General features: G+C 66.9%; 31 protein-coding genes. 29 read left to right on the top strand and 2 right to left on the bottom strand.

What is annotated here, in order from left to right; all coding sequences use genetic code 11:
* Positions 1-82: 82 nt before the first annotated feature.
* The 28 genes from ABS642_RS11820 (at position 83) to ABS642_RS11685 (ending at position 18336) form a co-directional block, all read left to right on the top strand.
* A complete protein-coding gene (locus ABS642_RS11820) occupies positions 83-376 on the top strand; it encodes a WXG100 family type VII secretion target (RefSeq protein ID WP_279303202.1) in 294 nt (97 codons plus the stop codon).
* A 120-nt stretch (positions 377-496) separates the two neighbouring features.
* Positions 497-721: a hypothetical protein gene (locus ABS642_RS11815; protein WP_116634138.1), complete on the top strand. Its 225-nt coding sequence runs from the start codon at positions 497-499 to the stop codon at positions 719-721.
* A gap of 10 nt (positions 722-731) precedes the next feature.
* The gene (locus ABS642_RS11810) at positions 732-2444 is read left to right on the top strand and encodes an ABC transporter substrate-binding protein (RefSeq protein WP_350350205.1); all 1713 of its coding nucleotides are present in this window, start codon (positions 732-734) and stop codon (positions 2442-2444) included.
* Between the two features lie 10 nt (positions 2445-2454).
* Positions 2455-3228, top strand: a complete 774-nt coding sequence (locus tag ABS642_RS11805; RefSeq protein WP_350350204.1) for a hypothetical protein — start codon at positions 2455-2457, stop codon at positions 3226-3228.
* A complete protein-coding gene (locus ABS642_RS11800; RefSeq protein WP_350350203.1) occupies positions 3228-3872 on the top strand; it encodes a hypothetical protein in 645 nt (214 codons plus the stop codon). Before ABS642_RS11805 ends, ABS642_RS11800 begins: the two co-directional genes overlap by 1 nt.
* Positions 3862-4245, top strand: coding sequence for a hypothetical protein (locus ABS642_RS11795; RefSeq protein WP_350350202.1), 384 nt, complete (start codon positions 3862-3864; stop codon positions 4243-4245). The genes ABS642_RS11800 and ABS642_RS11795 overlap by 11 nt, the downstream gene beginning before the upstream one ends.
* A 2-nt stretch (positions 4246-4247) precedes the next feature.
* The gene (locus ABS642_RS11790; protein WP_350350201.1) at positions 4248-4511 is read left to right on the top strand and encodes a hypothetical protein; all 264 of its coding nucleotides are present in this window, start codon (positions 4248-4250) and stop codon (positions 4509-4511) included.
* 178 nt (positions 4512-4689) lie between these two features.
* On the top strand, positions 4690-5070 hold the full coding sequence (locus tag ABS642_RS11785) for a hypothetical protein (RefSeq protein WP_350350200.1): 381 nt from the start codon (positions 4690-4692) through the stop codon (positions 5068-5070).
* Entirely contained in the window at positions 5070-5507 is a 438-nt protein-coding gene (locus tag ABS642_RS11780; RefSeq protein WP_350350199.1) for a hypothetical protein, read from the top strand. The genes ABS642_RS11785 and ABS642_RS11780 overlap by 1 nt, the downstream gene beginning before the upstream one ends.
* A complete protein-coding gene (locus tag ABS642_RS11775) occupies positions 5504-5827 on the top strand; it encodes a hypothetical protein (RefSeq protein WP_350350198.1) in 324 nt (107 codons plus the stop codon). The genes ABS642_RS11780 and ABS642_RS11775 overlap by 4 nt, the downstream gene beginning before the upstream one ends.
* Positions 5828-5880: 53 nt before the next feature.
* Complete coding sequence (locus tag ABS642_RS11770) at positions 5881-6237, top strand: hypothetical protein (protein WP_350350197.1); 357 nt, start codon at positions 5881-5883, stop codon at positions 6235-6237.
* Positions 6234-6518 (top strand): hypothetical protein, encoded by a 285-nt coding sequence (locus ABS642_RS11765; protein WP_282214746.1) that lies wholly within the window; start codon positions 6234-6236, stop codon positions 6516-6518. The genes ABS642_RS11770 and ABS642_RS11765 overlap by 4 nt, the downstream gene beginning before the upstream one ends.
* Positions 6519-6531: 13 nt before the next feature.
* Positions 6532-7275 carry a hypothetical protein gene (locus ABS642_RS11760; protein WP_350350196.1) on the top strand — a complete coding sequence of 248 codons (744 nt, stop codon included), beginning with the start codon at positions 6532-6534 and terminating at the stop codon, positions 7273-7275.
* A complete protein-coding gene (locus tag ABS642_RS11755) occupies positions 7272-8462 on the top strand; it encodes a hypothetical protein (RefSeq protein WP_350350195.1) in 1191 nt (396 codons plus the stop codon). Before ABS642_RS11760 ends, ABS642_RS11755 begins: the two co-directional genes overlap by 4 nt.
* A gap of 84 nt (positions 8463-8546) precedes the next feature.
* Entirely contained in the window at positions 8547-9425 is an 879-nt protein-coding gene (locus ABS642_RS11750; protein WP_350350194.1) for a hypothetical protein, read from the top strand.
* Positions 9426-9506: 81 nt separating this feature from the next.
* The gene (locus ABS642_RS11745; RefSeq protein ID WP_282217534.1) at positions 9507-10208 is read left to right on the top strand and encodes a hypothetical protein; all 702 of its coding nucleotides are present in this window, start codon (positions 9507-9509) and stop codon (positions 10206-10208) included.
* Between the two features lie 3 nt (positions 10209-10211).
* Complete coding sequence (locus ABS642_RS11740) at positions 10212-10853, top strand: hypothetical protein (protein WP_350350193.1); 642 nt, start codon at positions 10212-10214, stop codon at positions 10851-10853.
* 114 nt (positions 10854-10967) lie between these two features.
* Positions 10968-11639, top strand: coding sequence for a hypothetical protein (locus ABS642_RS11735; RefSeq protein WP_350353431.1), 672 nt, complete (start codon positions 10968-10970; stop codon positions 11637-11639).
* Positions 11639-12223, top strand: coding sequence for a hypothetical protein (locus tag ABS642_RS11730; protein WP_350350192.1), 585 nt, complete (start codon positions 11639-11641; stop codon positions 12221-12223). The genes ABS642_RS11735 and ABS642_RS11730 overlap by 1 nt, the downstream gene beginning before the upstream one ends.
* Positions 12220-12690: a hypothetical protein gene (locus tag ABS642_RS11725; protein WP_350350191.1), complete on the top strand. Its 471-nt coding sequence runs from the start codon at positions 12220-12222 to the stop codon at positions 12688-12690. Before ABS642_RS11730 ends, ABS642_RS11725 begins: the two co-directional genes overlap by 4 nt.
* A gap of 54 nt (positions 12691-12744) precedes the next feature.
* Positions 12745-13329 carry a hypothetical protein gene (locus ABS642_RS11720; protein ID WP_350350190.1) on the top strand — a complete coding sequence of 195 codons (585 nt, stop codon included), beginning with the start codon at positions 12745-12747 and terminating at the stop codon, positions 13327-13329.
* 40 nt (positions 13330-13369) lie between these two features.
* Positions 13370-14278, top strand: a complete 909-nt coding sequence (locus ABS642_RS11715) for a hypothetical protein (RefSeq protein ID WP_350350189.1) — start codon at positions 13370-13372, stop codon at positions 14276-14278.
* 26 nt (positions 14279-14304) lie between these two features.
* Positions 14305-14775: a hypothetical protein gene (locus ABS642_RS11710; RefSeq protein ID WP_350350188.1), complete on the top strand. Its 471-nt coding sequence runs from the start codon at positions 14305-14307 to the stop codon at positions 14773-14775.
* A 67-nt stretch (positions 14776-14842) separates the two neighbouring features.
* Entirely contained in the window at positions 14843-15547 is a 705-nt protein-coding gene (locus ABS642_RS11705; RefSeq protein ID WP_350350187.1) for a hypothetical protein, read from the top strand.
* A gap of 3 nt (positions 15548-15550) precedes the next feature.
* A complete protein-coding gene (locus ABS642_RS11700) occupies positions 15551-16207 on the top strand; it encodes a polymorphic toxin type 15 domain-containing protein (RefSeq protein WP_282214735.1) in 657 nt (218 codons plus the stop codon).
* A gap of 9 nt (positions 16208-16216) precedes the next feature.
* On the top strand, positions 16217-16777 hold the full coding sequence (locus tag ABS642_RS11695) for a T6SS immunity protein Tdi1 domain-containing protein (protein WP_350350186.1): 561 nt from the start codon (positions 16217-16219) through the stop codon (positions 16775-16777).
* 4 nt (positions 16778-16781) lie between these two features.
* The gene (locus tag ABS642_RS11690; RefSeq protein WP_350350185.1) at positions 16782-17468 is read left to right on the top strand and encodes a hypothetical protein; all 687 of its coding nucleotides are present in this window, start codon (positions 16782-16784) and stop codon (positions 17466-17468) included.
* A 145-nt stretch (positions 17469-17613) separates the two neighbouring features.
* Positions 17614-18336 (top strand): hypothetical protein, encoded by a 723-nt coding sequence (locus ABS642_RS11685; protein ID WP_350353430.1) that lies wholly within the window; start codon positions 17614-17616, stop codon positions 18334-18336.
* 18 nt (positions 18337-18354) lie between these two features.
* On the opposite strand, the gene ABS642_RS11680 is transcribed toward ABS642_RS11685, so the two are convergent.
* Positions 18355-18825 (bottom strand): dehydrogenase, encoded by a 471-nt coding sequence (locus tag ABS642_RS11680; RefSeq protein ID WP_116634161.1) that lies wholly within the window; start codon positions 18823-18825, stop codon positions 18355-18357.
* Between the two features lie 54 nt (positions 18826-18879).
* The gene (locus tag ABS642_RS11675; protein ID WP_350350184.1) at positions 18880-19869 is read right to left on the bottom strand and encodes a malate dehydrogenase; all 990 of its coding nucleotides are present in this window, start codon (positions 19867-19869) and stop codon (positions 18880-18882) included.
* Positions 19870-19921: 52 nt separating this feature from the next.
* Here ABS642_RS11675 and ABS642_RS11670 point away from each other — a divergent pair, with 52 nt between their 5' ends.
* The gene (locus ABS642_RS11670) at positions 19922-20812 is read left to right on the top strand and encodes a neutral zinc metallopeptidase (RefSeq protein WP_282214731.1); all 891 of its coding nucleotides are present in this window, start codon (positions 19922-19924) and stop codon (positions 20810-20812) included.
* Positions 20813-20826 lie beyond the last annotated feature (14 nt).

Below are 20826 nucleotides of genomic sequence, written 5' to 3'. Positions count from 1 at the left end.
CATTTGTCTATCGGGGATCGTTGGCTAACCTCGACGTAAGAGGCCGAGCGGCCTGAACGAGAAGATACTGGAGGCGGTTCTCATGGCCCATGATTTTGGCGCAACGTACAGCGAGATGGAAAGCGCCGCGGCGCGACTTCGTGACGGACGCAGCTCTGTCACCGACACGCTCAAGGAGCTGCAGGGCGTCATCGACGACCTCGTGCAGGACGGCTTCAAGACCGAGAACGCGTCCGACGCCTACGCCACGGCGTACGAGGAGCTCACGACGTCGCTCGACGACGCAGCCGAGGCCGTGAACGACATGGCCCAGGCCCTCGACCGGATGGCGGACCAGATCCGCGACACCGACTCGAGCATGGCCGGCGGCGCCTGAACCATCGCGCACAGAGGTCGTGGGGTTGATCGGAAGATCGACCCCACGACCTCTCTGTGCAGGGGCGGGTTCGGATCGCCCCGAATAGAATCGATCGGGAAGACGAGGGGAACACGAGCGATGACCGGAACACAGAGCTACTACTGGTACAACCTGACTTCGCAGTCGGTGGTGCGCGCGGACGAGCGTCCCTCGGAGGACGTCATCGGACCGTTCGGCTCACCGGAAGAGGCGGAGGAGTCGCCGGCCATGCTGCTCGAGCATGCCCGCGCCTGGCTCGAGAGCGAGGAGAGCGAGCCTTTCCGCGCGCTGGTCGAAGAAGAAGACGGCACCGACCTCGCGTGACGGACGGCTCATGAGGGGGGTGCGCCGCGTCGCGGCACCGATCGCCGTGCTGCTCGCGGTGGGCTTGACCGCCTGCACGCCGGCGCTGCCGGAGACGGTCGTGCCGGACACGAAGATCACCGTGGGCTGGACGGGCGCGTTCACCTCGGCGAATGCGGCGGCATCCCCCACTCCGGGCAACGTCGACATCGCGGAGACGATCCGCGGCGACTTCGGCGATCTGGTGGACGGCGAGTTCGTGGCGGACGAGGGTTTCGGCACGGTCACGATCGTCTCCGACGACCCGTTCACCGTGCGGTACGACCTCGCCGAGCCGGTCTGGTCGGACGACATCCCCCTCGACGCCGCCGATCTGCTCCTGGGGTGGGCGGGCGCGGCCGGATACTTCGACGACGCGGAGGATGCTGACGGCGAGGATGCCGCTGCCGACGGGGACCCCGTCGAGACGACAGTGCCCGCGCTCGACGAGTTCGCCCGCGCGATCGAGGTGACCTTCCCGCAGCCGATCATCGGATGGCAGCGGGCCGTCACCGCGCCGGTGCCCGCTCACGTCGTCGGGCACCGGGCGTTCGGCACCGACGACCCCATGGAGGCGAAGCAGGCCGTCATCCGCGCGATCCAGGACGGCGACGACGACGCCCTCGCGAAGATCGCCGAAGTATGGAACGAGGACTTCGAGGTCGGGAAGGACGGGAAGCTCGCGGCGGACCTGCTGCTCTCGAGCGGACCCTTCCGGGTCGACAGCTTCAGCGACGACGGCGACGGCCAGAGCGTGGCGCTCGTGCCCAACCCGTCGTATCGGGGCCTCGTGACGCCGAAGGTCGCGCGCATCGAGCTCGTGCCGGCCGGCGACCTGCCCGAGGCGGAGGTCGGCGAGCGGCTGAACGTGGCGCAGGTCGCCCCCACCACGGCCAACCGCGAGATCATCCGGCAGCTCGAGCGCCAGGACTTCACGGTCGACACGCGGCACGACGGCACCCTCTGGGCGCTGATGCTGGACCCGACCGGACTCTTCACCGAGCCGCAGGCCCGGGCCGCCTTCCTCCGTGCGATACCGGCGACGTCGCTCACCGAGCGGGGCTCAGGGGTGTGGGCGACCGCCTACACAGGCACCACGTCGATGGTGACCGCGCCGGGGTCCCGCGCCTACGACATCGTCAGCGAGGATTCCGGCTTCACGGCCGCACTGGGCACGCCGGCCGATGACGCCGCGCTGGAGCGCGAGAGCGCCGGGATCGCCGCGGGATCATCGGTATGCGTGCTGTACGACACCGGGAGCGAGTTCGCCACCGGGGCCTTCGTCGCCCTGGGGGAAGTCGCCGCGGAGGCCGGCTGGAGCATTGCCGACTGCGGCAGCTCGGACTTCGACGCCGCGCTCGCGGCGGGTGCCTGGGATGCCGTGATCGCCCGCGTGCCGGTGCCGCAGACCCCGGAGCAGATCCTCGATCAGTGGGGCAGCCAGGGCGCGGCATCCGTCACCGGGAACGTCGACCCCGACCGTGATGCGCTGATCGCGGAGCTCGCGCAGACCACAGACGTGTACGAAGCGAGAGACCTTCTCGCGCAGATCGAGGCGACCATCGTCCGCGCTGCCGTCGCGCTGCCCATCGCGATGAACCCCCGGGCGACGATCATCGATCGTTCTGTGACGGGAATCGCGCCGCGCACCGGTGCCGCGGCCCCCCTCACCTACGGCGTCTCACAGTGGGAGTCGGTTCCGTGAGCCTGGCACAGTGGGTTGTTCTCCCCATCGCGACCATGCGGTCGCGACTCGTAGAGTCATCTGTGGAGGTGTCGCTGTGGGAATGATGTTGCCGAATGAGCTTGTCTGGGTGATGGAGAAGCTCGGTTTCGAGTGGCCGGATATCGATGAGGACGAAGTGCGCAAGGGTGCGACCCTGGTGCGGAACTTCGGGTCGGATCTGGAGGATGTGATCCAGGCGGTGGACCGTCAGGTGAACGGTGACCTGGGTGGGGCGCTTCGGGGGCAGACGGGTCCGGCGACGATGTCCGCGTGGAACACGAACCGTTCGCAGAACCTGCAGCAGCTGATCGACATCATGCCGCCGGCCGCGACCGCGATGGATGTCGGTGCGGATGCGATCTTCGCGTTGAAGATGAAGGTCATCGTCGATGTGTCGTCGACGCTGATCACGCTGGTCGCGATGCTCACGAACCCGATCACGGCAGCGGGCGCGGGGCCGATGCTTTTGATCAAGAAGAAGCTGTTGAACGCGGCGGTGGACATCGCGGTGGAGCAGTTGTTGAACCAGTTGGCGCCGATGCTGATCGAGCCGATGGCGGAGAAGCTGCCCGCGGTGATCGACGCGATCCTCGATGCGCCGATGGTCGAGGGGAACATCGGGGATTCGGATGAGTTCTATGCGGATCTGCAGGCGTTGGACGATGCGCAGTCGACGATGAAGCTGCACGGGTCGGATATCCAGTCGTTGACGACGAACTTCTTCACGGAGTTCGAGGCGTTGGACTTCGGCGGTGATGACTGATGAGTGCGATCAAGCCGATCATCCGTGAGGTGAAGCAGTCGGTGCTGAAGGGCTTCGCTCACGCGAAGGACAAGCTGCACCAGCTCGCCGACAACATGACGAAGCACGTCGATGACGTCGCAGTCCGCGTGCGCGGCCAGGACAAGTTCGACGGGCCGGGTGGCAACGGCGGTGGCTCGAGCACTTCCGGCGGACCGCACTACACGCACGGTGTGCGATTCTTCGGACAGGAACAACTGACGTATTACACGCGCGACAACGCGACGCTCGGTGCGCCGGGCGGTGATCCGGTCTTCATGATGCCTGCCGAAGATGCGGTCAACGTGAGCGATTCGCTGGACGCTGCCATCGAGAGCGGCATGGCGCCCAGCGTGATGAACGCGTGGCGCAATGGTGAGCCGGTATACGGTGCCATGATTCCTGTCGATCACCTTCCGCAGTGGGCACCCACGGCGCAGGACGCCGGCGGATACGAGCACTATCTTCCTGGCGGGCAGACTGCCGTGAACATCGGTGGGGAGCACTTCCAGAATCCGACGCGCGAGTTCGTGGTGCCGTCGGGGAGTTCGCTGGAGACGGGGACGGTGGTCTTCGAGCTCAAGGATGGCGGAGTTTGGGATATTGTCGGTGTCTATGGCAGGTGACGGCGGACCCCAGACGACGCTCCTCGATGCACTGGCCCTCAAGGCTGCAGACGGAGGACAATCCGAGCACGATGCCCTCATCAACGCGTTTCTCGAAGCCGTCGTCGTGCTCCCCAGCGGTACAGAACCCGGCAAGGGCCCCGTTGAGCCGGTCATCGTCGAGATCGACGGGGTTTCGCACATGCTCGTGTGCGACAGCCTTGCGACGGTGGGACAGGTGACCGATCTCGCATCCTACGCGGTCTCGATGCGAGGTGCTGACGTCGTTCGCGGCACTGCTCCCGGCTATGCGATTCTCGTACGCACGTCGTCCTCAGGCTTCGGCATCGATGTAGGGCTGCTCGACGAGATACGTTCGCGGCGAGTGGACTGAGCATGGCTCGTCCTGGTGCCTGCGAGATCTGCTCCGCATTCTGGGTCACGGGTCTCGGACGGGCGGAAACGCTCGGCGTCAGCGACGAGTTCATGGCAGAGATCCGCCGCTGCCGCCACTGTGGCGCGTACTGGGAGGTCGGTGCGTTCAGTCACCCCAAGGTGATCACTCGGGCGCAGGCGACGCGAGAACTCCCCGACCTCGATCGCCTCGAACAGGGGCTCGGGATCGCGTTCCCTGATCCGCCGACAATCGAGAGCGGGTGAGTCGGACAATGCCGACACGCCCGCCCATGGCCTGACTCGATGGTCAGGACATTCTGTTCACACGAGGGATCGTTCGGGAGGAAGAGACGCACATGACGACACCCGTCATCGACCCCGCAGACATCCCGAAAGCATGACGGCAGGGTCGCGCGGGATCCAGGTGATGCGCGAAGGGATCGTGCGAGACGCCACTGCATCGTGGCGGTACGAGGAGCCCTTCTCCTGGGTCGTGGAGGTACGCAGCTCCGGATTCGGCACGGCGGAAGCACGCGCGGACGACGCCTTCGAGGCGCTCTGTCTCGTACGGGAAGAGCTCGAGCCGTTCGGCTGGCGGATCGGCGTAGCGGGTGCGCAGGCCGATGTATGGCCGAGTGGAATGGCCCGTGACCAGGGCGGCGGTCTGCGCGCGTATCGGATGACGTCCGAGAGCGTGGGGGATCTCGTGGACACGTTCGAGCCGGTGGATCCCGCGTCGGTGACCACGGTGGCCGTGCAGCGGGCGGAGACCGAGCGGCTGTACGAGGCGATTCGGCATCGGGCGCGAACGGGTGAGAACTGATGAAGAACCTGACCTACGACGGCATCATCGCTGCTGCGGGTGATGTCTCTGTTCCCGCGACTATCGCCGTGGTGCAGGACTTCGATCGCCCGAACGGCAGGGAGTACACGGTCTCGGTCGAGTTCGACCAGCGTGTGTTCACCGGCGTGGGCGCAGACGCGTTCTGGGCCTTCGAGCGAGCGCGTGAACAGTACGAGCCTCTGGGGTGGAGGGTGGCGGTTCAAGGCGCCTCCGTGCATTGCTTTCCCAGCGGAATGCAGGGCGAGGCCGGCGCCCTCGTGGTGTACAGGCACCCGGAATCGCTTGAAGATGCGCAACCGGAGCCGGTCGTGACCTTCGCGGCCGCGGCGCTCGACGAGATCGTGACCTTCGCGGAGCAGATGGCAGCGCAACGAGAACGCATCGAGTCCTGGCGTCGATCATCGAACCCCGCATGAGCCTGAGCGAAGCGCGCACGATGATGGATGCCACGCTCACCGCCGCGATCATCGCGTACGTCGGATACGGCTCGCGGCGTACGCCGGGAGCCGATGACGCGGCGGTCCTCGCGATGGACGTGCCCGACGCCGAAGCACTCCTCGGCGAGGTGAAACAGATCGTGAAGGCCAGCGACGCCCTGAACATCCGCAGAGAGGCCTTCGGCGATCAGGACAAGTCGATTCTCTTCGGCATCGAATTCGAGAAGATCCGCCCCGGCCTGGGTGCTGAGGCTCTTCGCGCTCTCTCCTGGCGGTGGTCCTACCATGCGTTCTTCTGATCGGGTGGCGGTAGCGTGCAGGACCAGACCCGACTTCGACGGAGGAGTGACAGATGCCGCATGACGACATGACCGTTGACGATGTGCTCGACCTGGTTCTCGCGCATCTCCCCGCTGCGACGAAGAGGTACAAGAGGTCGGATGTCGAACTGACCTTCGTCCTGTACGACGCCTTCGCCGTGCGCGGCTCGTACGACGACTACGGCAGCGGTAGCTGGGGATTCGGCATCCTCTTGGGCGGAGACGCGTCGGTGTCCGAGATCCTCGGGCAGCGGCTGTCGATCCGCGGCACTCGGGACCAGGTTCGGGAAGCGCTGAAGGCCATCGACGAGTACGTGCGGTTGCGGCTGGGGAGCGAGTATCTCGCGGCCTACGAGGCCGCGTACGGGGCGAGAGGAACCCAGCCGTGACGGACCAGAACACAGATCTGAGCGAGGCCATCGTGGTCCACCTCACGAACTATCCGGGGAAGAACGAGGCCGCGTTCGAGGCACGGTACGGCTCATCCGGGATGCGCGAGCAGGTACGTGCGATGCTAGACGAGACGATCAGCACCCGGATCGACTGGGCGGGCATGTCCCTCAGCGAGATCGGTGACGAGCTCGAACGCGTGATGCGTGAGAGGCATCCGGAGCTGTCGGATGCCGCGATCACCGGGCTCCGCAACTACTACACGTATCTGGTCAAATGAGGGGAATCGACCGATGAGCGCGATCAAGCCGATCATCCGCGAGGTGAAGCAGGCGGTTCTCTCGGGCATGGCCCACTCGAAGGACAAGCTGCACCAGCTGACCGACAACATGCTCAACCACGTCGACGACGTCTCGAAGCGGGTGCGCGGCCAGGACAAGTTCGAGGGCAGGGATGCGCCGTGGGCGCTGCGCGGGGGTTGGGACCGGAACTCGTCGACCCAGCCGGGCGACTACACCCCCGGCGGGCGGTACGACCACGACCACAAGAGCGACCGTCCCGACCCCGAGGACTACCTGAGCAAGGACTACATCGACCGGCACCTCGCGCGGTTCGACAACGGTGCGAGCCGCATCTACGTCTCGGACTCCCTCAACAACTACGGGCCCGCGCAAGCCGACCACGACGCTTTCGTCTTCCCGACCGAAGACCTCGACCGGGTGCTCAACGAGGCGGGGCATGACACCGACAAGCTCGAGGACCTGCTCGGGTTCGACCGGGGATCGCTGCGCGACGACGCCGGCAACCCGCTCCAGATCGAGATCCGCCACTTCTCGCCCGATGAACTCAACGGGCTCACCGTTCCGTCGGGGCGCGAGAACGGCGCGAACGACAACTGGCTCCCCGGCGGCTATCTTCCGACGGGTGTGCCCGAGGGCGTGATCACGATGCCCGACACCGCCACCGGATCGCGCAACGGCGGCGGCGGACCGGCATCCTGGCCGGGAACGTTCGGCGGCAACTACGAGCTGCGGTGACCCGCGCCATGATCTTCCGCAAGAAGCAGAGCCCGGGCGACGCCGGCCTTCCGGACGGCACGGTCGCGCTGCATCCGTTCGATGACCGGCTCGGTCGGACGTCCGGGGTGCCGCAGATCAGCGCGCAGGATGCCGAGACGCGATGGGCAGCCGGGGAGGAGATCCATCTGGTCCCTGAGCATGAAGCGGGCGCTGTCGTGCCCTGGTCGCTCACGGCCCGGCGCGGTCGGGACTACGTCGTCAACGAGTACGCCGCCGACGGTCGCCGCGTGCGGAGCGAGCGTTGGGTGCAGGACGGCGATCGGGTGCGGATGGCCGGCGGCGAGGCGCGGTTCGAACAGGACGGCGGTCAGGGCCCGACGGCTTATCAGGTCGAGTGGGACGCGTATCCCGGCGGGGCGATGCGGATCGAGACCATCGCTCCGCGCGCCGAGGACGACCAGGCGACCGGTTTCCGATCCGTTCCGGAAGCGCTGATCGAGCGGCCGGCCCCCGCGCTCGACACTGTTCTCGGCCTGCGCGACGCCGACGACCTCGACGCTGCGGCTTTCGCGGGTCTCGGACCTCGGGAAGCTGCCGAGCTCTACGCACGCAGCCGTGCCCGCGGCGCGGCACCGCTCACGACCGAGGACGTGTTCGGCGAGGCGTCGTTGCGTACCGGTGCTGTCGTCCTCGCCTCGGCCCGCCAGATCATCGACATCGTCGACGGGATCCTGCGTCGCGGCACAGCCACCGATGCGGTCGTGGAATCGCGGGTTCCGGTGCTGCAGCGCGGGGCGGCGACCATCATCCCGCTCGGTGCGCAGGGAGCGGCCCTGGAGTATCAGGCGGATGTGCGTGCCGAGCTGGTGGAGCTGTCGAACAGCGTCCGGTGGGCCCTCGAGCACCGCGCAGGGAGTCGGGTGAGCCTGGACCTCGCGGACGCGCCGCCGTCGGGGGTGCGTTCGTATCGATCGCAGCTCGTGGCGGCCGGGGCGACGCGTGCCGGCGTCTGGCGGCCGGAGTCGGGTCTCGCGGTGGTCTTCGTCGTCTCGGGCGACCCGGATGCCGGGACGCTCACCCATGCGCTCCACATCGTGCCGAGCGGATGGGTGGCATCGCCCGAGACGGCGGAGCGACCCACGGACGAGCCGGTCGACATCGCCTGGTCCTGGACTGACGTCGTGGCGCTGGCGTCCTCCCGGTGACCGACGCATGGGCGGTCGAGACCGGCTCAGCGCGCCACCCGCGCCGGATAGTCTGATGAGAAGCCGAGGAGAGGACCGCAGCGCATGTCGATGGCATTCGAGGGGCTGGACGTGAGCGTCGTCCCGCGGGTCTATGGCGCGAACGAGCTCGGGGTGCTCGCGATCACCGCACCGGGCGAGGCGCACCCTCGTGTCCAGTACGCCGGCGGCGAGCTCTTCGTGGGACTCGACCAGGCGGGAGACCGCGCGGCAGTCACCGAGGGGCAGGCCGAGGGATGGCCGCAGCCTTTCGCCGATGTCGTGGCGTCGGCGGTGGCCACCGCGAGCGCTCTCCCGGATGCCGCCGAAGGCCTCATCGTCATCGAGGATGAGGCCACGGCATCCGCTGTTCTGATCGATCCGTCGCGGCTGGCGGGAGCCCGGATCGCGGGTGCTCCGGTCGTCTTCGGGCTTGCGCGCGATCGCTTCGCGATCGTCGGGGCCGATGACGAGCCCGCTGCCGTGCGGGTGCTCGATCTCGCCGAAGAGCTCTACGACGCGGGCACTCCGCTCGTCAGCGCGCACCCGATCGTGCTCACCGACGACGGCTGGGCGCCGTTCCCGTGGCGCCAGGGGTTCCCAGCGCTCGAGATGCGGTTCGAACGTGTGCTCCGTCTGTTCAGCGTGCGGGCATACGAAGCCCAGACGGCGGCTCTCCAGCGACCGGACGTGCGCTACATCGATCCCAAGATCCGCGTGCTCGACACGGGCGTCACCACCACGTTCGCCGCCTGGCCGAAGGGCGTCGCGTCGTTGCTTCCCGTCGTCGACAACGTCATCATCGCCGACAGCTCCGGCGAAGGCACGCAGCTCAGCGTGGCGACGATGGATCAGTTCCTCGAGGCCGGGGGCGACGCCATCGTCCGCACGGGCCTGTCTCCCCTGCGGTACTTCGTGCCGGGCGAGGCGCCCCGCACCTCCTGAAGCGGTCGATGGGCTGATCTCCCCATCGCGTCGGCATCCGCTCCCTGGGTAGCGTCGGGGCCGGAGGTGGTCGCCGTGGGAATGATGCTGCCGGACGAGCTCATCTGGGTGATGGACAAGCTGGGCCTCGAATGGCCCGACATCGATGAGGACGAGGTGCGGAAGGCCGCCGTCTACGTGCGTGCCTACCGCGACGACATGGAGTCGCTCGTGCAGACCGCCGATCGTCGGATCAACGGCGAGCTGGCGTCTGCGATGCGCGGCGAGGCCGGCACGGCGCACGTGACCGGCTGGAACCGCAACCGCTCCGAGAACGTGCAGCAGCTGCTCGACATCCTGGGGCCCGCAGCCGTGGGCATCGACATCGCCGCCGACATCGTGCTCGCGCTGAAGGTGAAGGTGATCGTCGACGTCACCGTCACCCTCGCTCAACTGATCCCGCTGCTCGCCGCCGGCCCCTTCGGGGCGGGTGGGGCTGCGCTGCTGATCATCGCGCGGAAGAAGCTCTTCTCGATGGCGATGGAGATCACCCTCGAGAAGGTCATCGACGAGGTGCTCCCGCTGGCGATCGAACCCCTCGCCGAGCAGGTCCCCGGGCTGGTCATGGCACTCATGGACGCGCCCGTGGTGGAGGGGACGGTCGGCGATGTCGACGAGTTCTTCGCCGATCTCGACGCTCTCGATCAGGCGGCGACCGACATGGACGCGCACGCCGCCGACGTGGAAGACCTCACCGACCGGCTGCTCGCCGACATCGCCAACCTGCAGATCTCGGGGGACTGACCCATGTCCTTGAAGAAGCTGATGCGAGACCTGGTCGATGCGGTGGACGGTGCAGGGCACGAGTTCAAGCAGGGGTTCTCGAGCGCCTTCCGCAAACGCGGCGGCAAGCACCGTGCGGACGCCGACGTCATCCGCGGGTGGGATCGGCGCAATGTGGACTACGAGCCGCGGCATCGTGGGGACGGCAAGCCGCCCACCTCTCACGCGAAGGACTACGACATCCGCGATGACGTGCGGCGCGGTCTCGAGTCGCTCGGGCACGTGCCGAAGCACGCCGACCCCGACTACGACACCGCCCGCGATCTCGGGACCTCGCTGGGCAAGGACGTCCGCGGGCTTCCCGGCGACGTGCTCGACGAGGTGAAGGGCGTGCCGAAGAAGGCACCGAAGCAGCTGGTCGAGGAGCTCTACGAGGACGCGATCGGGCAGGACAGCCCCGACAAGTACGGCGAGACGGCGCAGGGAGACATGCGCTTCCTCGCACCCGCGAGCGAAGCCTCGGATCTCAGTGGCCTGAGCAACAGCGAGCTGGAGGCGCGGTTCGGGCTGGCGCCGGGTTCCCTCGACGGGGCGACCGTCGAGGTCACGTCGATTCCCGGCTCGCGCTTCACGAGCGTCGAGATCGAGCGTCCCGACGGGAGATGATCCTTCCCTGGTCGGGGGAGCGCTGCCCATGGTGGGGATGAGTGACTCCCACGTACAGTCTGTGCAGGAGGTGTCGCTGTGGGAATGATGTTGCCGAATGAGCTTGTCTGGGTGATGGAGAAGCTCGGTTTCGAGTGGCCGGATATCGATGAGGACGAAGTGCGCAAGGGTGCGACCCTGGTGCGGAACTTCGGGTCGGATCTGGAGGATGTGATCCAGGCGGTGGACCGTCAGGTGAACGGTGACCTGGGTGGGGCGCTTCGGGGGCAGACGGGTCCGGCGACGATGTCCGCGTGGAACACGAACCGTTCGCAGAACCTGCAGCAGCTGATCGACATCATGCCGCCGGCCGCGACCGCGATGGATGTCGGTGCGGATGCGATCTTCGCGTTGAAGATGAAGGTCATCGTCGATGTGTCGTCGACGCTGATCACGCTGGTCGCGATGCTCACGAACCCGATCACGGCAGCGGGCGCGGGGCCGATGCTTTTGATCAAGAAGAAGCTGTTGAACGCGGCGGTGGACATCGCGGTGGAGCAGTTGTTGAACCAGTTGGCGCCGATGCTGATCGAGCCGATGGCGGAGAAGCTGCCCGCGGTGATCGACGCGATCCTCGATGCGCCGATGGTCGAGGGGAACATCGGGGATTCGGATGAGTTCTATGCGGATCTGCAGGCGTTGGACGATGCGCAGTCGACGATGAAGCTGCACGGGTCGGATATCCAGTCGTTGACGACGAACTTCTTCACGGAGTTCGAGGCGTTGGACTTCGGCGGTGATGACTGATGAGTGCGATCAAGCCGATCATCCGTGAGGTGAAGCAGTCGGTGCTGAAGGGCTTCGCTCACGCGAAGGACAAGCTGCACCAGCTCGCCGACAACATCACGAAGCACGTCGATGACGTCGCCGTCCGCGTGCGCGGCCAGGACAAGTTCGACAACCCCAACGGCAACGGGGGTTCCGGGAACGGTCCCGACACCGATCGTCCGGGCGACGGCGACGCGCCGGCGCCTCGCAACGATGGACGAGACGATCGGGGTCGGTTCGTAGGAGACGGCAATCGACCGTGGGTTGATCGTGAGCAGATCGGGTTGGACAACGTCGCCAACCGAGAAGGCGTCGATGTCATTCGCGATCAGGTCGCGTCGCGGCACCCGAGCACGGGCGACCAGATCCGCTACTACGACGGCCTGTTCGCGAACGCCGACGGCACCTACACGGGTATCGAGGTCAAGAGCGGCTCAGCCTCCCGAAACCCTGCGCAGACGTTGTTCGACGGAGCCGTTAGTGTAGAGACGCCCGCGATCGCGAACCTGCCGAACGTCGGGCAGATCAGCATCGTGCAAGTCATTCTGGAGAGGGTGCCATGACTCGGCATACCCATGTGGTGGAGTCCAACGGCTACAGTCGGGGTCCGCTCATCGACAGCGTGCGTCCGTATCCGGACGCCATCCGCTTCGCCCTGAACCGGCTGAACGGCACGTCGTTCTGGGCGTACAGCCTGTGGCGCGCCCCCGCGGGCACCGACTTGCTGGAGGACATCCCCGTCTCTGACGAGTACATGCAGAGTGCGGGGACGGCAGGGGCGCTGACCGTCGAGGTCCGCGTGCTCGACGAGAACGGCGTCGCACACCAGTACACGGTCGGAAAGCCGGGCGAGACGCCGACCGGAGCGCCCGCCGAGATCATCCGGTGGGACGAGGGACGCCACAGCACTGCGGTCTATCCGCACGAGGTGTTCACCGCGGACGAAGCAGCCGATCTGTTCTATGCCTATTTCCAGACTGACGAAGTCCCCGATTCGTACACACTTCGCGAGCTCGATCTGACGCGCTGAGCGGGAGTCGATCGCCGCCATCCGTCCTCGGAAACGGGTATGACTAGGACCACCATGACGGAGCGATACATCTACACAGACAGAGTCGGAGCAGGTCCGGAGCACCCGAAGAAGCAATGGGGACTCTTCAGCAAGGAGTTGACCACTGATGAGGCCGTCGCTCGCTACGACCTCGATGCCGCACGTCGCGAGGACTGGTTCGGAGTGGTGCTCCAGTCCGGCGATCAGCGGCCGCACGCCTACCTGCAGATGTGCCCGAGGGCCAATGGGGTGGAGATGCACAAGCTGAACGCGCAGGGAAGCGTCGACGTCGCCTACACCTGGCGCGCTTATTACACCCCGTCCGATTCAGCGCACTACGACGGCGACGACAGCCGGGTCTTCTTGAGCGCGATCACGGGGTACACCTATCCGGACGAGTTGCGCTTCTATCTGAGGAACGCGTCCGTGGGCAACGTGACGATGACATTCGGTCCCGACGGTTACGGCAAGGAAGAACGGGTCACGAAACGGGGTTTCGGCGAGCCCGCGGACGTGGAGACGCGCGAGTTCCGCAACGTCGAGGTGACCGCCAACTGGACCAGAATTCCGGACTTCGGTGACTGGGGTGCCTTCTTCCACCCCGAGACTCAGAAGTGACCGGTAGGACCCATGACGCGCTAGGAAACCGAGGTATCGGATGATCCAGGGTGACGTCTTCACCTTCCTGAACGCCCTCGGCGCACGGGAAGGAGATCCGCGCCTGGAGGAGGCTCTGGCGTTCGTCGGCGGTCCGCACGAGGATGAGGTGTTCGACGACGGCGGCGTGCCGGAGAAGTACCTTGTCATGACGGATCGCGGCGTCGACTTCCTGCTGAAGGACGGCGTGCTCACCACGGTCTTCGTCTACGCGACCGACACCCCGGATCAGGGCATCTACGGCGGATGGGAGAGCCTCGTCGCCGGAGTCGGCTCCGATGCGTCATCCGACGCTGTCGTGCAGGCGCTCGGCGCACCGCTTCGCTCGACAGAGTCATTCGTGCGGTATCAGGTAGACCCCGGATTCGTGCAGTTCGACTTCGACGGGGACGCGCTCAAGATGCTCGTCGTCATGCAGGAGGTGGTCGGCGGCGACGCTCCGCAGGCCGCGGCCGATGAGGTCGAGGGGGCGGAGACCGTCGAGGGCGACCTCGCCGTCTTCATGCGCGCTGTCGGCCACCCGATGTTCTCCTCGGCGCACATGGCGGTGATCGGGCTCGCCGGTCCGGCGACCGAGTCCTACGACGAGGAGCGCGGCGGTGCGATGTGGCAGTACGAGGATTCGGCCAGAACCGGTGTCACGCTCCAGTTCACGCAGGACGTGCTGGTGGGCGCGCTCATCAAGCTCCGAGCGGAGGACGGCAAGCCCGGCTATCCGACGCCCGAGCTCTTGATCGCCGGCCTGGCCCTGCCGGCGAGCCGCGACACCATCGGGGCGCATTTCGGGACCCCGCGACAGACGAGCCAGCAGATGGATCTCTACCTGGTGGATGACCGCTATCTGCGCTTCGACTTCGATGCGGGACTGAGCACGGCCGTCACCGTCGTGCTGCCCGGCGCCGAGGCGTGAGACCCGAGCACCGGACCAGGAGATCCATGAGCCGTCACACCCATGTGGTGGAGTCCAACGGATACAGTCGGGGCCCGCTCATCGACAGCGTGCGTCCGTATCCGGACGCGATCCGCTTCGCCCTGAACCGGCTGAACGGCGCGTCCTTCTGGGCATACAGCCTGTGGCGCGCCCCCGCGGGCACCGACTTCCTGGAGGACATCCCGCTGTCCGACGAGTACGTGCAGAGTGCGGGAACCGCGCAAGCCATGACCGTCGAGGTGCGCATGCTGGACGCGAAAGGCACTGCGCACCAATACGTGGTCGGGAAGCCGGGCGATCAACCAGTCGGAGCCCCGACCGAGGTGATCCACTGGGACGACGGACGTCACAGCGCGACCGTGTACCCGAACGAGGTGTTCACCGCCGACGAGGCGGCCGACGTCTTCTCTGCCTACCTCCAGACCGACAGGGTGCCTGAGTCGTACACACTCCGCGAGCTCGATCTGACCCGATGACGGTGGGTTGATCTACCCATCGCGCTGCGCCGTCCCGGCTGGGTAACCTCATGGCGGAGGTGCTGCCATGGGAATGATGTTGCCGAACGATCTGATCTGGATCATGGAGAAGCTGGGCTTCGAGTGGCCGGATGTCGATGAGGATGAACTCCGTCGGGCGGGCGACATCGTCAGCACCTTCACGGGTGAGCTCGAGGATCGGATCCAGGCCGTGGATCGGAAGATCAACGGCGATATGGCGGCCGCCATGCGCGGAGAAGCGGGTCCTGCCTTCGTCGCCGCGTGGAACAGCAACCGCTCCAACAACCTGCAGAAGCTTCTCGACGCGCTGGGGCCGGTGCCGGCAGGGCTCGAGGTCGGGGCGGGCGTCGTCTTCGCCCTGAAGATGAAGGTGATCGCCGACCTCACCACGACGGCCATCGCGCTGGTGGCCATGCTGACGAACCCGTTCACGGCGCCCGGGGCGGGCCTGATGGTCATCGTCAAGAAGAAGCTGCTGAACGCGGCCGTCGACATCGCGCTCGAGCAGGCCCTGAACCAGATCCTGCCCATGGTGATCGAACCGCTGGCGGAGGAGCTGCCGGGGCTGGTGATGGCCGCGCTGGACGCGCCCGTGGTCGAGGCCGCCGTCGGCGACTCCGACGAGTTCTACGCCGACCTGCAGGCGCTGGAGCAGGCCGAGTCCGATCTGGACATCCAGGCTGCTGACATCGACGAGCTGATCGAGCGGCTCGGTGCCGACCTCGCCGGCCTGAACATCACGGGGGACTGAACCATGGGAAGAGTGGGAGACGAGCTCGCGCGACCGATCATGAGGGCGCTCCAAGATGCGTCCCCGAACCTCAAGGCGCTGGCGGACATCCCTCGGAAGCTGCGCACGAAGGCGCGGGGCAACCAGGGCAGCGTCCGATCGATCGACCGGTACGACGCCGATGCGCGCCACATCGATGTGACGACACGACGGTTCACCCAGAACCCGGAGCACCGTCCCGAGCAGTTCAACGACCAGCTCAACGAGCAGATCGATACGCTCGAGAACACATCGATGGCGGACTGGGTCCTCAACCGCGTCGACTATCTGAGGAATGGGCGACCCCATGACTCGGTCGTGGAGCAGGAGCTGGTTCGCGACGCCGCGCACAATGACGCGCTCCGAGAGATCATGCGTGAGAATCCGGGACTGGATCTGGCGACCGCGAACAGGTTCGTGGACCAGTGGATGGAGACGCAGGCCGCTCTGCACCGTCTGGACGGAATCGCGGGCGGCAACCCCACCGACGTCCCCCGCGTGGGTGACGGGAACGTGAACTCGTCGCTCGGCAGGCAGTGGCAGGAGCGGGTGGCAGATCTCGATGCCGCGGTCATCGACTTCATGCAGCAGAACCCCGGTGTCGACCTGAACACCGTCTTCATGAACATTCACTTCCGATAGGTTGAAAACATGATCGAGATTTCGGACTTCGTGTCGCACGGGCCGGTCGAGCCGGAGATCATCGAGGCCTACAGGGGCCGCGTTCCGGACGAGGTGATCGAGCTGTGGGAGACCTACGGGTACGGCACCTTCGCGTGGGGGTTCCTGCGCGTGATCAACCCCGCGGTGTACGAGGCGCAGCTGGCGGACTGCATCGGCAAGACCCAGGGTGACGGCATCGCGATCCCCATCATGGTGTCGGGCCTCGCCGACCTCATCACGTGGGAGCCGAGTATCGGCTTCGTGGGTCTGAAGTACCGCGAGGGTCGTGCCTCCGGTCTCAACAGCGAGCTGAGCGGGTTCCTGGAGATGCTGCAGCTGGCGGGTCAGGACTACCTGTCCATGACGCTGAACTGGGACATCTTCCCGAAGGCCGTGGAGGCGCATGGCGAACTGCCGTACGAGCAGTCGTTCACGTTCGTGCCGCTGCGTTCGCTGGGTGGTCCGGAGAAGGTGGAGAACCTCAAGAAGCGGGAGACGATCGCCGCGATCCAGGTGATGGTCGAGTTCCAGGGCGTCATCGGGCACTGACCTCATGCAGGCCATCTTCAAGGAGATCGTCGACGGCGAGGACCAGAAGGTCCGCGACCGGATCACGAAGGATCCTTCCCTCGTCGACCTCGTCGCCACAGGGCAGCCGAAGCAGTACGCAGGCCAGTCCGCTATGCAGGTCGCGGTTCGCACGGGAGCCTTCGCTCTTGCGAGGTTCCTGCTCGAGAACGGCGCCGACGCGAACTTCGCCGACACGGATTCGCCCAGTGGGTGGGCGAAATCGGTGCTCCACGATGCGGCGGTCGCCGCGGTGATGCGGTCGCGCTGGGTCAAGATGACGATCAACAAAGACTCTGAGAAGGAGTGGCGCGTCAGGAACAGCGGCGCGGATGCCGACGAGGCCTTCGAGACGCTGGTGGCACTGCTCGACGCGGGTGCCGTCGTCGACGCTGTGGACTCGAAGGGTGCCACCCCGCTCGGGCGGGCTGCCCTGACGGCGAACGACGTGCTTCCTCGGCGCCGCGATGACCAGCCGGAACGGAACGACGATCGCCCGCTGAATCCAGAGCTCGTCCACGACCTCTCCCGCATCTTCGAGGCTCTCATGTCGCGCGGGGCCGATCCGGACCAGGTCGAGCCCCAGCTCGACATGAGCCTCACTCAGTACTACGCGCACCGACTGGTCGGGAAGTTCCTCGCCGGCGAAGCGCAGCCCGATCCCGCGTCCTGACCGAGCGGATCCCGGAAATCCGGTAGTCACCCTCTACCACCGCCCGAGTCCGAGCGTGGCAGGATGTAGCCCGGGGGGTAGTCACGTGACTGATCGGAATGCGACGGAGCTCGGCGCGGGCACGAAGGTGGCCGAGGGGAAGCAGATCGTGCCGCTGCGGTTGGAGTTCGCCGGGGAGTGGCACGACCTGCCGCACGACCGGCCGTTCATCATCGGCCGAGAGGGCGACCTCGAGATCGACGACAACCCCTATCTTCATCGCCATTTCCTGGAGCTGCAGAACCGGGATGGGCTGTGGTGGCTCGCGAACGTGGGTGTGCGCCTCGCCGCCACGATCTCCAGCGCCGGCGGTGCCGTCCAGTCCTGGCTCTCGCCCGGAGCCCGCATGCCGCTCGTCTTCGAGCGCAGCGTGATCGTGTTCACCGCGGGGCCCTTCACCTATGAGCTGAGCCTGCACACCGAGCAGGCCCCCTACGAGGTCTCGCGTCAGGTGGAGATGTCGATGAGCGGCGAGACCACGGTCATGCCGGCCAGCTTCACGCCGCTGCAGAAGCAGCTCATCGTCGCGCTCGCCGAGCCCATGCTGCGTCGCGAGGGCGTGAGCATGAACGAACTGCCGTCGTCGAGCGACGCCGCCAAGCGCCTCGGCTGGACCATGAGCAAGTTCAACCGCAAGCTCGACAACGTGTGCGACAAGCTCGATCGCATGGGCGTGCAGGGGCTCCGCGGCGGTGCCGGCAAGCTGGCGACCAACCGCCGCGCCCGCCTGGTCGAGTACGCGGTGACGTCGCAGGTGGTCACGCGCGCCGACCTGCCGCTGCTCGATGACGAGGCGCTGAGGAACCAGAACGACTCCGACGGCGACTGAGACCCGCCGCAGCAGCGCTCAGCGCGTCGCGTCGGCCAGGTGGCGTGCGTTGTGGTTGAGCACCTTCACGATGATCCCGTGCCGGCGCAGCTCTGCGGCCGTACGCCTGCCCTCTTCGGCGTCGCGGCCGAGGGCGTTGATGTTCGCGACGACCAGCACGTCGCCGACGTTGAGCGTCGCGATGAGGCGGCCGAGCCGGTCGCCCCAGCTCTCGAGGATGTCGGGCGCCGGGTGACGGAACCCTTCGATCGGCACGCCGAAGCGGGTGAGATCGTCGCGCTGCTCGACGACCGACGGCATCCCCTCGCGGGAGACGACCAGGCCGACCAGGCGTGAGCCGACCGGGCGGGCGAGCCACCAGTCGCGGTTCTGCTGCAACTCGGTGAAGCACTTGGGGCACTCGGCCGCGGCGTGCGGCAGGTGCAGCGGGCTGGTGAGGGCTTCGTCGACGGATGCCGCTGCCTTCGTGGGATCGATCGTCTCGCTCATCGCGCACCTCCAGGGTCCATTCTGCCCTGATCCGGCCTCGCGCGGCGACCACTCTCAGAGCATGCCGAGCGACCGCACCGCCTCGCGCTCCTCGACGAGCTCGGCGACCGAGGCGTCGACGCGGGCGCGCGCCCACTCGCTCAGCTCCAACCCCTCCACGATCTGCCATTCGCCACCGACGGACCGAACCGGGAACGACGAGATCAGGCCCTCCGGCACGCCGTACTCGCCGTGCGAGACGACGCCGGCCGACGTCCAGTCGTCGGTGCCGCGTACCCAGTCGCGCACATGGTCGATCGCCGCGTTCGCGGCGGAGGCCACGGAAGACGACCCGCGCACCTCGATGATCTCGGCTCCGCGTTTGGCGACGCGGGGGATGAACGTCGACTCGAGCCATGCGGGCACGTCGCCCACGATCTGCTCGAGTGCCTCGTGCACCGGCTGTCCGCCGACGGTGGCATGCGAGATGTCGGGGAACTGCGTGGCCGAGTGGTTTCCCCAGATCGGAACGCGTCGGACCGTGTCGACCGGCGTGCCGAGGGCCAGCGCCAGCTGAGCCCGCGCGCGGTTCTCGTCGAGCCGGGTGAGCGCCGTGAAGCGCTCGGCGGGCAGGCCGTCGGCGGATGCCGCGGCGATCAGCGCATTCGTGTTGGCGGGGTTGCCGACCACCGTGACCCGCACGCCGGATGCCGCGTTCGCCGCGATCGCGGCGCCCTGGGGGCCGAAGATCCCGGCGTTGGCCGCGAGGAGGTCGGCGCGCTCCATGCCCGGTCCGCGGGGACGCGCGCCGACGAGCAGCGCGAGGTCGCACCCGTCGAAGCCGACCGCCGGGTCGTCGGTCACCTCGACGTGCTGCAGCAGGCCGAACGCGCCGTCCTGCAGTTCGAGTGCCGCGCCCTCCGCGGCCGCGATTCCCTGCGGGATCTCCAGCAGTCGGAGCCGCACCTTCTCGTCGGGGCCGAGGAGGTCTCCGGCCGCGATGCGGAACAGCAACGCGTAGCCGATCTGTCCGCCCGCGCCCGTGATGGTGATCGTCGTCGTCATGTCATCGAGCCTACGTCCGTTGCTTGTGCGTCGCTCGGAGTACCCTCGTCGCATGACCTTCAATCCCGACGCCGATCTCTCGAACAACACGACGCGTCGACGCGGACGCAACGCTGCCATCGCCGGCGGCGGCGTGGTGGGTGTGCTCGGCATCATCGCGCTGATCGCCGGACCCCTCCTCGGTATCGACCTGACCGGTCTGCTCGGCGGGGGAGCCGCTCCCGGCGGGGGCACGGAGCCGGCCGGCGGCTCGGTGATCGAGAACTGCGACACCGGCCAGGATGCGAACGAGAACGTCGACTGCCGGATGGCGGGGGCGCAGCTCGCCCTTGACGATTTCTGGAGTGAGAACGTCGAGAACTACAGCGCCCCGCAGCTGATCGTCGTCGACGGCGCCACGAACACGGCCTGCGGTACGGCGTCCAACGCCGTCGGACCTTTCTACTGCCCGCCCGACCAGACCGTCTACATCGACCCGACGTTCTTCCAGCTCATGCAGCAGCAGTTCGGAGCATCCGCCGGCAATCTCGCGCAGCTCTACATCGTGGGTCATGAGTGGGGCCACCACATCCAGTACATCACCGGCGTGATGGATGCCTATCCGAACAACGGCACCGGCCCCGACAGCAACGGCGTGCGGGTCGAACTGCAGGCCGACTGCTACGCCGGCGCGTGGATCGGACAGATCACGAAGCAGAAGGATGCCGACGGCGATTCGTATCTCCAGCCGACGACCGAGGAACAGCGGGTCGACGCGCTCAACGCGGCATTCGCGGTCGGCGACGACAACATCCAGGAGCAGTCGTCCGGCACGGTGAATCCGGAGAGCTTCACGCACGGAACAAGCGAACAGCGCCAGCGCTGGTTCGCTGAGGGCTACCAGAACGGATTGGGCGTATGCGGGCAGACGCTGACGCTGCCCGGCGATCAGCTGGGCCCGTGAGGCCTGGGCTGGGG

Source organism: Microbacterium sp. A8/3-1 (genome assembly GCF_040267695.1).
Taxonomy (GTDB): domain Bacteria; phylum Actinomycetota; class Actinomycetes; order Actinomycetales; family Microbacteriaceae; genus Microbacterium; species Microbacterium luteolum.
The sequence above is the reverse complement of the archived record's forward strand: the minus strand, read 5'-3'. Positions and strand labels throughout refer to the sequence as shown.

Excerpts from the sequence above, each read along its gene's own strand:
- ABS642_RS11820 (WP_279303202.1), top strand. The coding sequence starts at position 83 with ATGGCCCATGATTTTGGCGCAACGTACAGCGAGATGGAAAGCGCCGCG.
- ABS642_RS11815 (WP_116634138.1), top strand. The coding sequence starts at position 497 with ATGACCGGAACACAGAGCTACTACTGGTACAACCTGACTTCGCAGTCG.
- ABS642_RS11810 (WP_350350205.1), top strand. The coding sequence starts at position 732 with ATGAGGGGGGTGCGCCGCGTCGCGGCACCGATCGCCGTGCTGCTCGCG.
- ABS642_RS11800 (WP_350350203.1), top strand. The coding sequence starts at position 3,228 with ATGAGTGCGATCAAGCCGATCATCCGTGAGGTGAAGCAGTCGGTGCTG.
- ABS642_RS11795 (WP_350350202.1), top strand. The coding sequence starts at position 3,862 with ATGGCAGGTGACGGCGGACCCCAGACGACGCTCCTCGATGCACTGGCC.
- ABS642_RS11790 (WP_350350201.1), top strand. The coding sequence starts at position 4,248 with ATGGCTCGTCCTGGTGCCTGCGAGATCTGCTCCGCATTCTGGGTCACG.
- ABS642_RS11780 (WP_350350199.1), top strand. The coding sequence starts at position 5,070 with ATGAAGAACCTGACCTACGACGGCATCATCGCTGCTGCGGGTGATGTC.
- ABS642_RS11775 (WP_350350198.1), top strand. The coding sequence starts at position 5,504 with ATGAGCCTGAGCGAAGCGCGCACGATGATGGATGCCACGCTCACCGCC.
- ABS642_RS11770 (WP_350350197.1), top strand. The coding sequence starts at position 5,881 with ATGCCGCATGACGACATGACCGTTGACGATGTGCTCGACCTGGTTCTC.
- ABS642_RS11760 (WP_350350196.1), top strand. The coding sequence starts at position 6,532 with ATGAGCGCGATCAAGCCGATCATCCGCGAGGTGAAGCAGGCGGTTCTC.
- ABS642_RS11750 (WP_350350194.1), top strand. The coding sequence starts at position 8,547 with ATGTCGATGGCATTCGAGGGGCTGGACGTGAGCGTCGTCCCGCGGGTC.
- ABS642_RS11745 (WP_282217534.1), top strand. The coding sequence starts at position 9,507 with ATGATGCTGCCGGACGAGCTCATCTGGGTGATGGACAAGCTGGGCCTC.
- ABS642_RS11740 (WP_350350193.1), top strand. The coding sequence starts at position 10,212 with ATGTCCTTGAAGAAGCTGATGCGAGACCTGGTCGATGCGGTGGACGGT.
- ABS642_RS11735 (WP_350353431.1), top strand. The coding sequence starts at position 10,968 with ATGGAGAAGCTCGGTTTCGAGTGGCCGGATATCGATGAGGACGAAGTG.
- ABS642_RS11730 (WP_350350192.1), top strand. The coding sequence starts at position 11,639 with ATGAGTGCGATCAAGCCGATCATCCGTGAGGTGAAGCAGTCGGTGCTG.
- ABS642_RS11725 (WP_350350191.1), top strand. The coding sequence starts at position 12,220 with ATGACTCGGCATACCCATGTGGTGGAGTCCAACGGCTACAGTCGGGGT.
- ABS642_RS11720 (WP_350350190.1), top strand. The coding sequence starts at position 12,745 with ATGACGGAGCGATACATCTACACAGACAGAGTCGGAGCAGGTCCGGAG.
- ABS642_RS11715 (WP_350350189.1), top strand. The coding sequence starts at position 13,370 with ATGATCCAGGGTGACGTCTTCACCTTCCTGAACGCCCTCGGCGCACGG.
- ABS642_RS11710 (WP_350350188.1), top strand. The coding sequence starts at position 14,305 with ATGAGCCGTCACACCCATGTGGTGGAGTCCAACGGATACAGTCGGGGC.
- ABS642_RS11705 (WP_350350187.1), top strand. The coding sequence starts at position 14,843 with ATGGGAATGATGTTGCCGAACGATCTGATCTGGATCATGGAGAAGCTG.
- ABS642_RS11700 (WP_282214735.1), top strand. The coding sequence starts at position 15,551 with ATGGGAAGAGTGGGAGACGAGCTCGCGCGACCGATCATGAGGGCGCTC.
- ABS642_RS11695 (WP_350350186.1), top strand. The coding sequence starts at position 16,217 with ATGATCGAGATTTCGGACTTCGTGTCGCACGGGCCGGTCGAGCCGGAG.
- ABS642_RS11690 (WP_350350185.1), top strand. The coding sequence starts at position 16,782 with ATGCAGGCCATCTTCAAGGAGATCGTCGACGGCGAGGACCAGAAGGTC.
- ABS642_RS11680 (WP_116634161.1), bottom strand. The coding sequence starts at position 18,825 with ATGAGCGAGACGATCGATCCCACGAAGGCAGCGGCATCCGTCGACGAA.
- ABS642_RS11675 (WP_350350184.1), bottom strand. The coding sequence starts at position 19,869 with ATGACGACGACGATCACCATCACGGGCGCGGGCGGACAGATCGGCTAC.
- ABS642_RS11670 (WP_282214731.1), top strand. The coding sequence starts at position 19,922 with ATGACCTTCAATCCCGACGCCGATCTCTCGAACAACACGACGCGTCGA.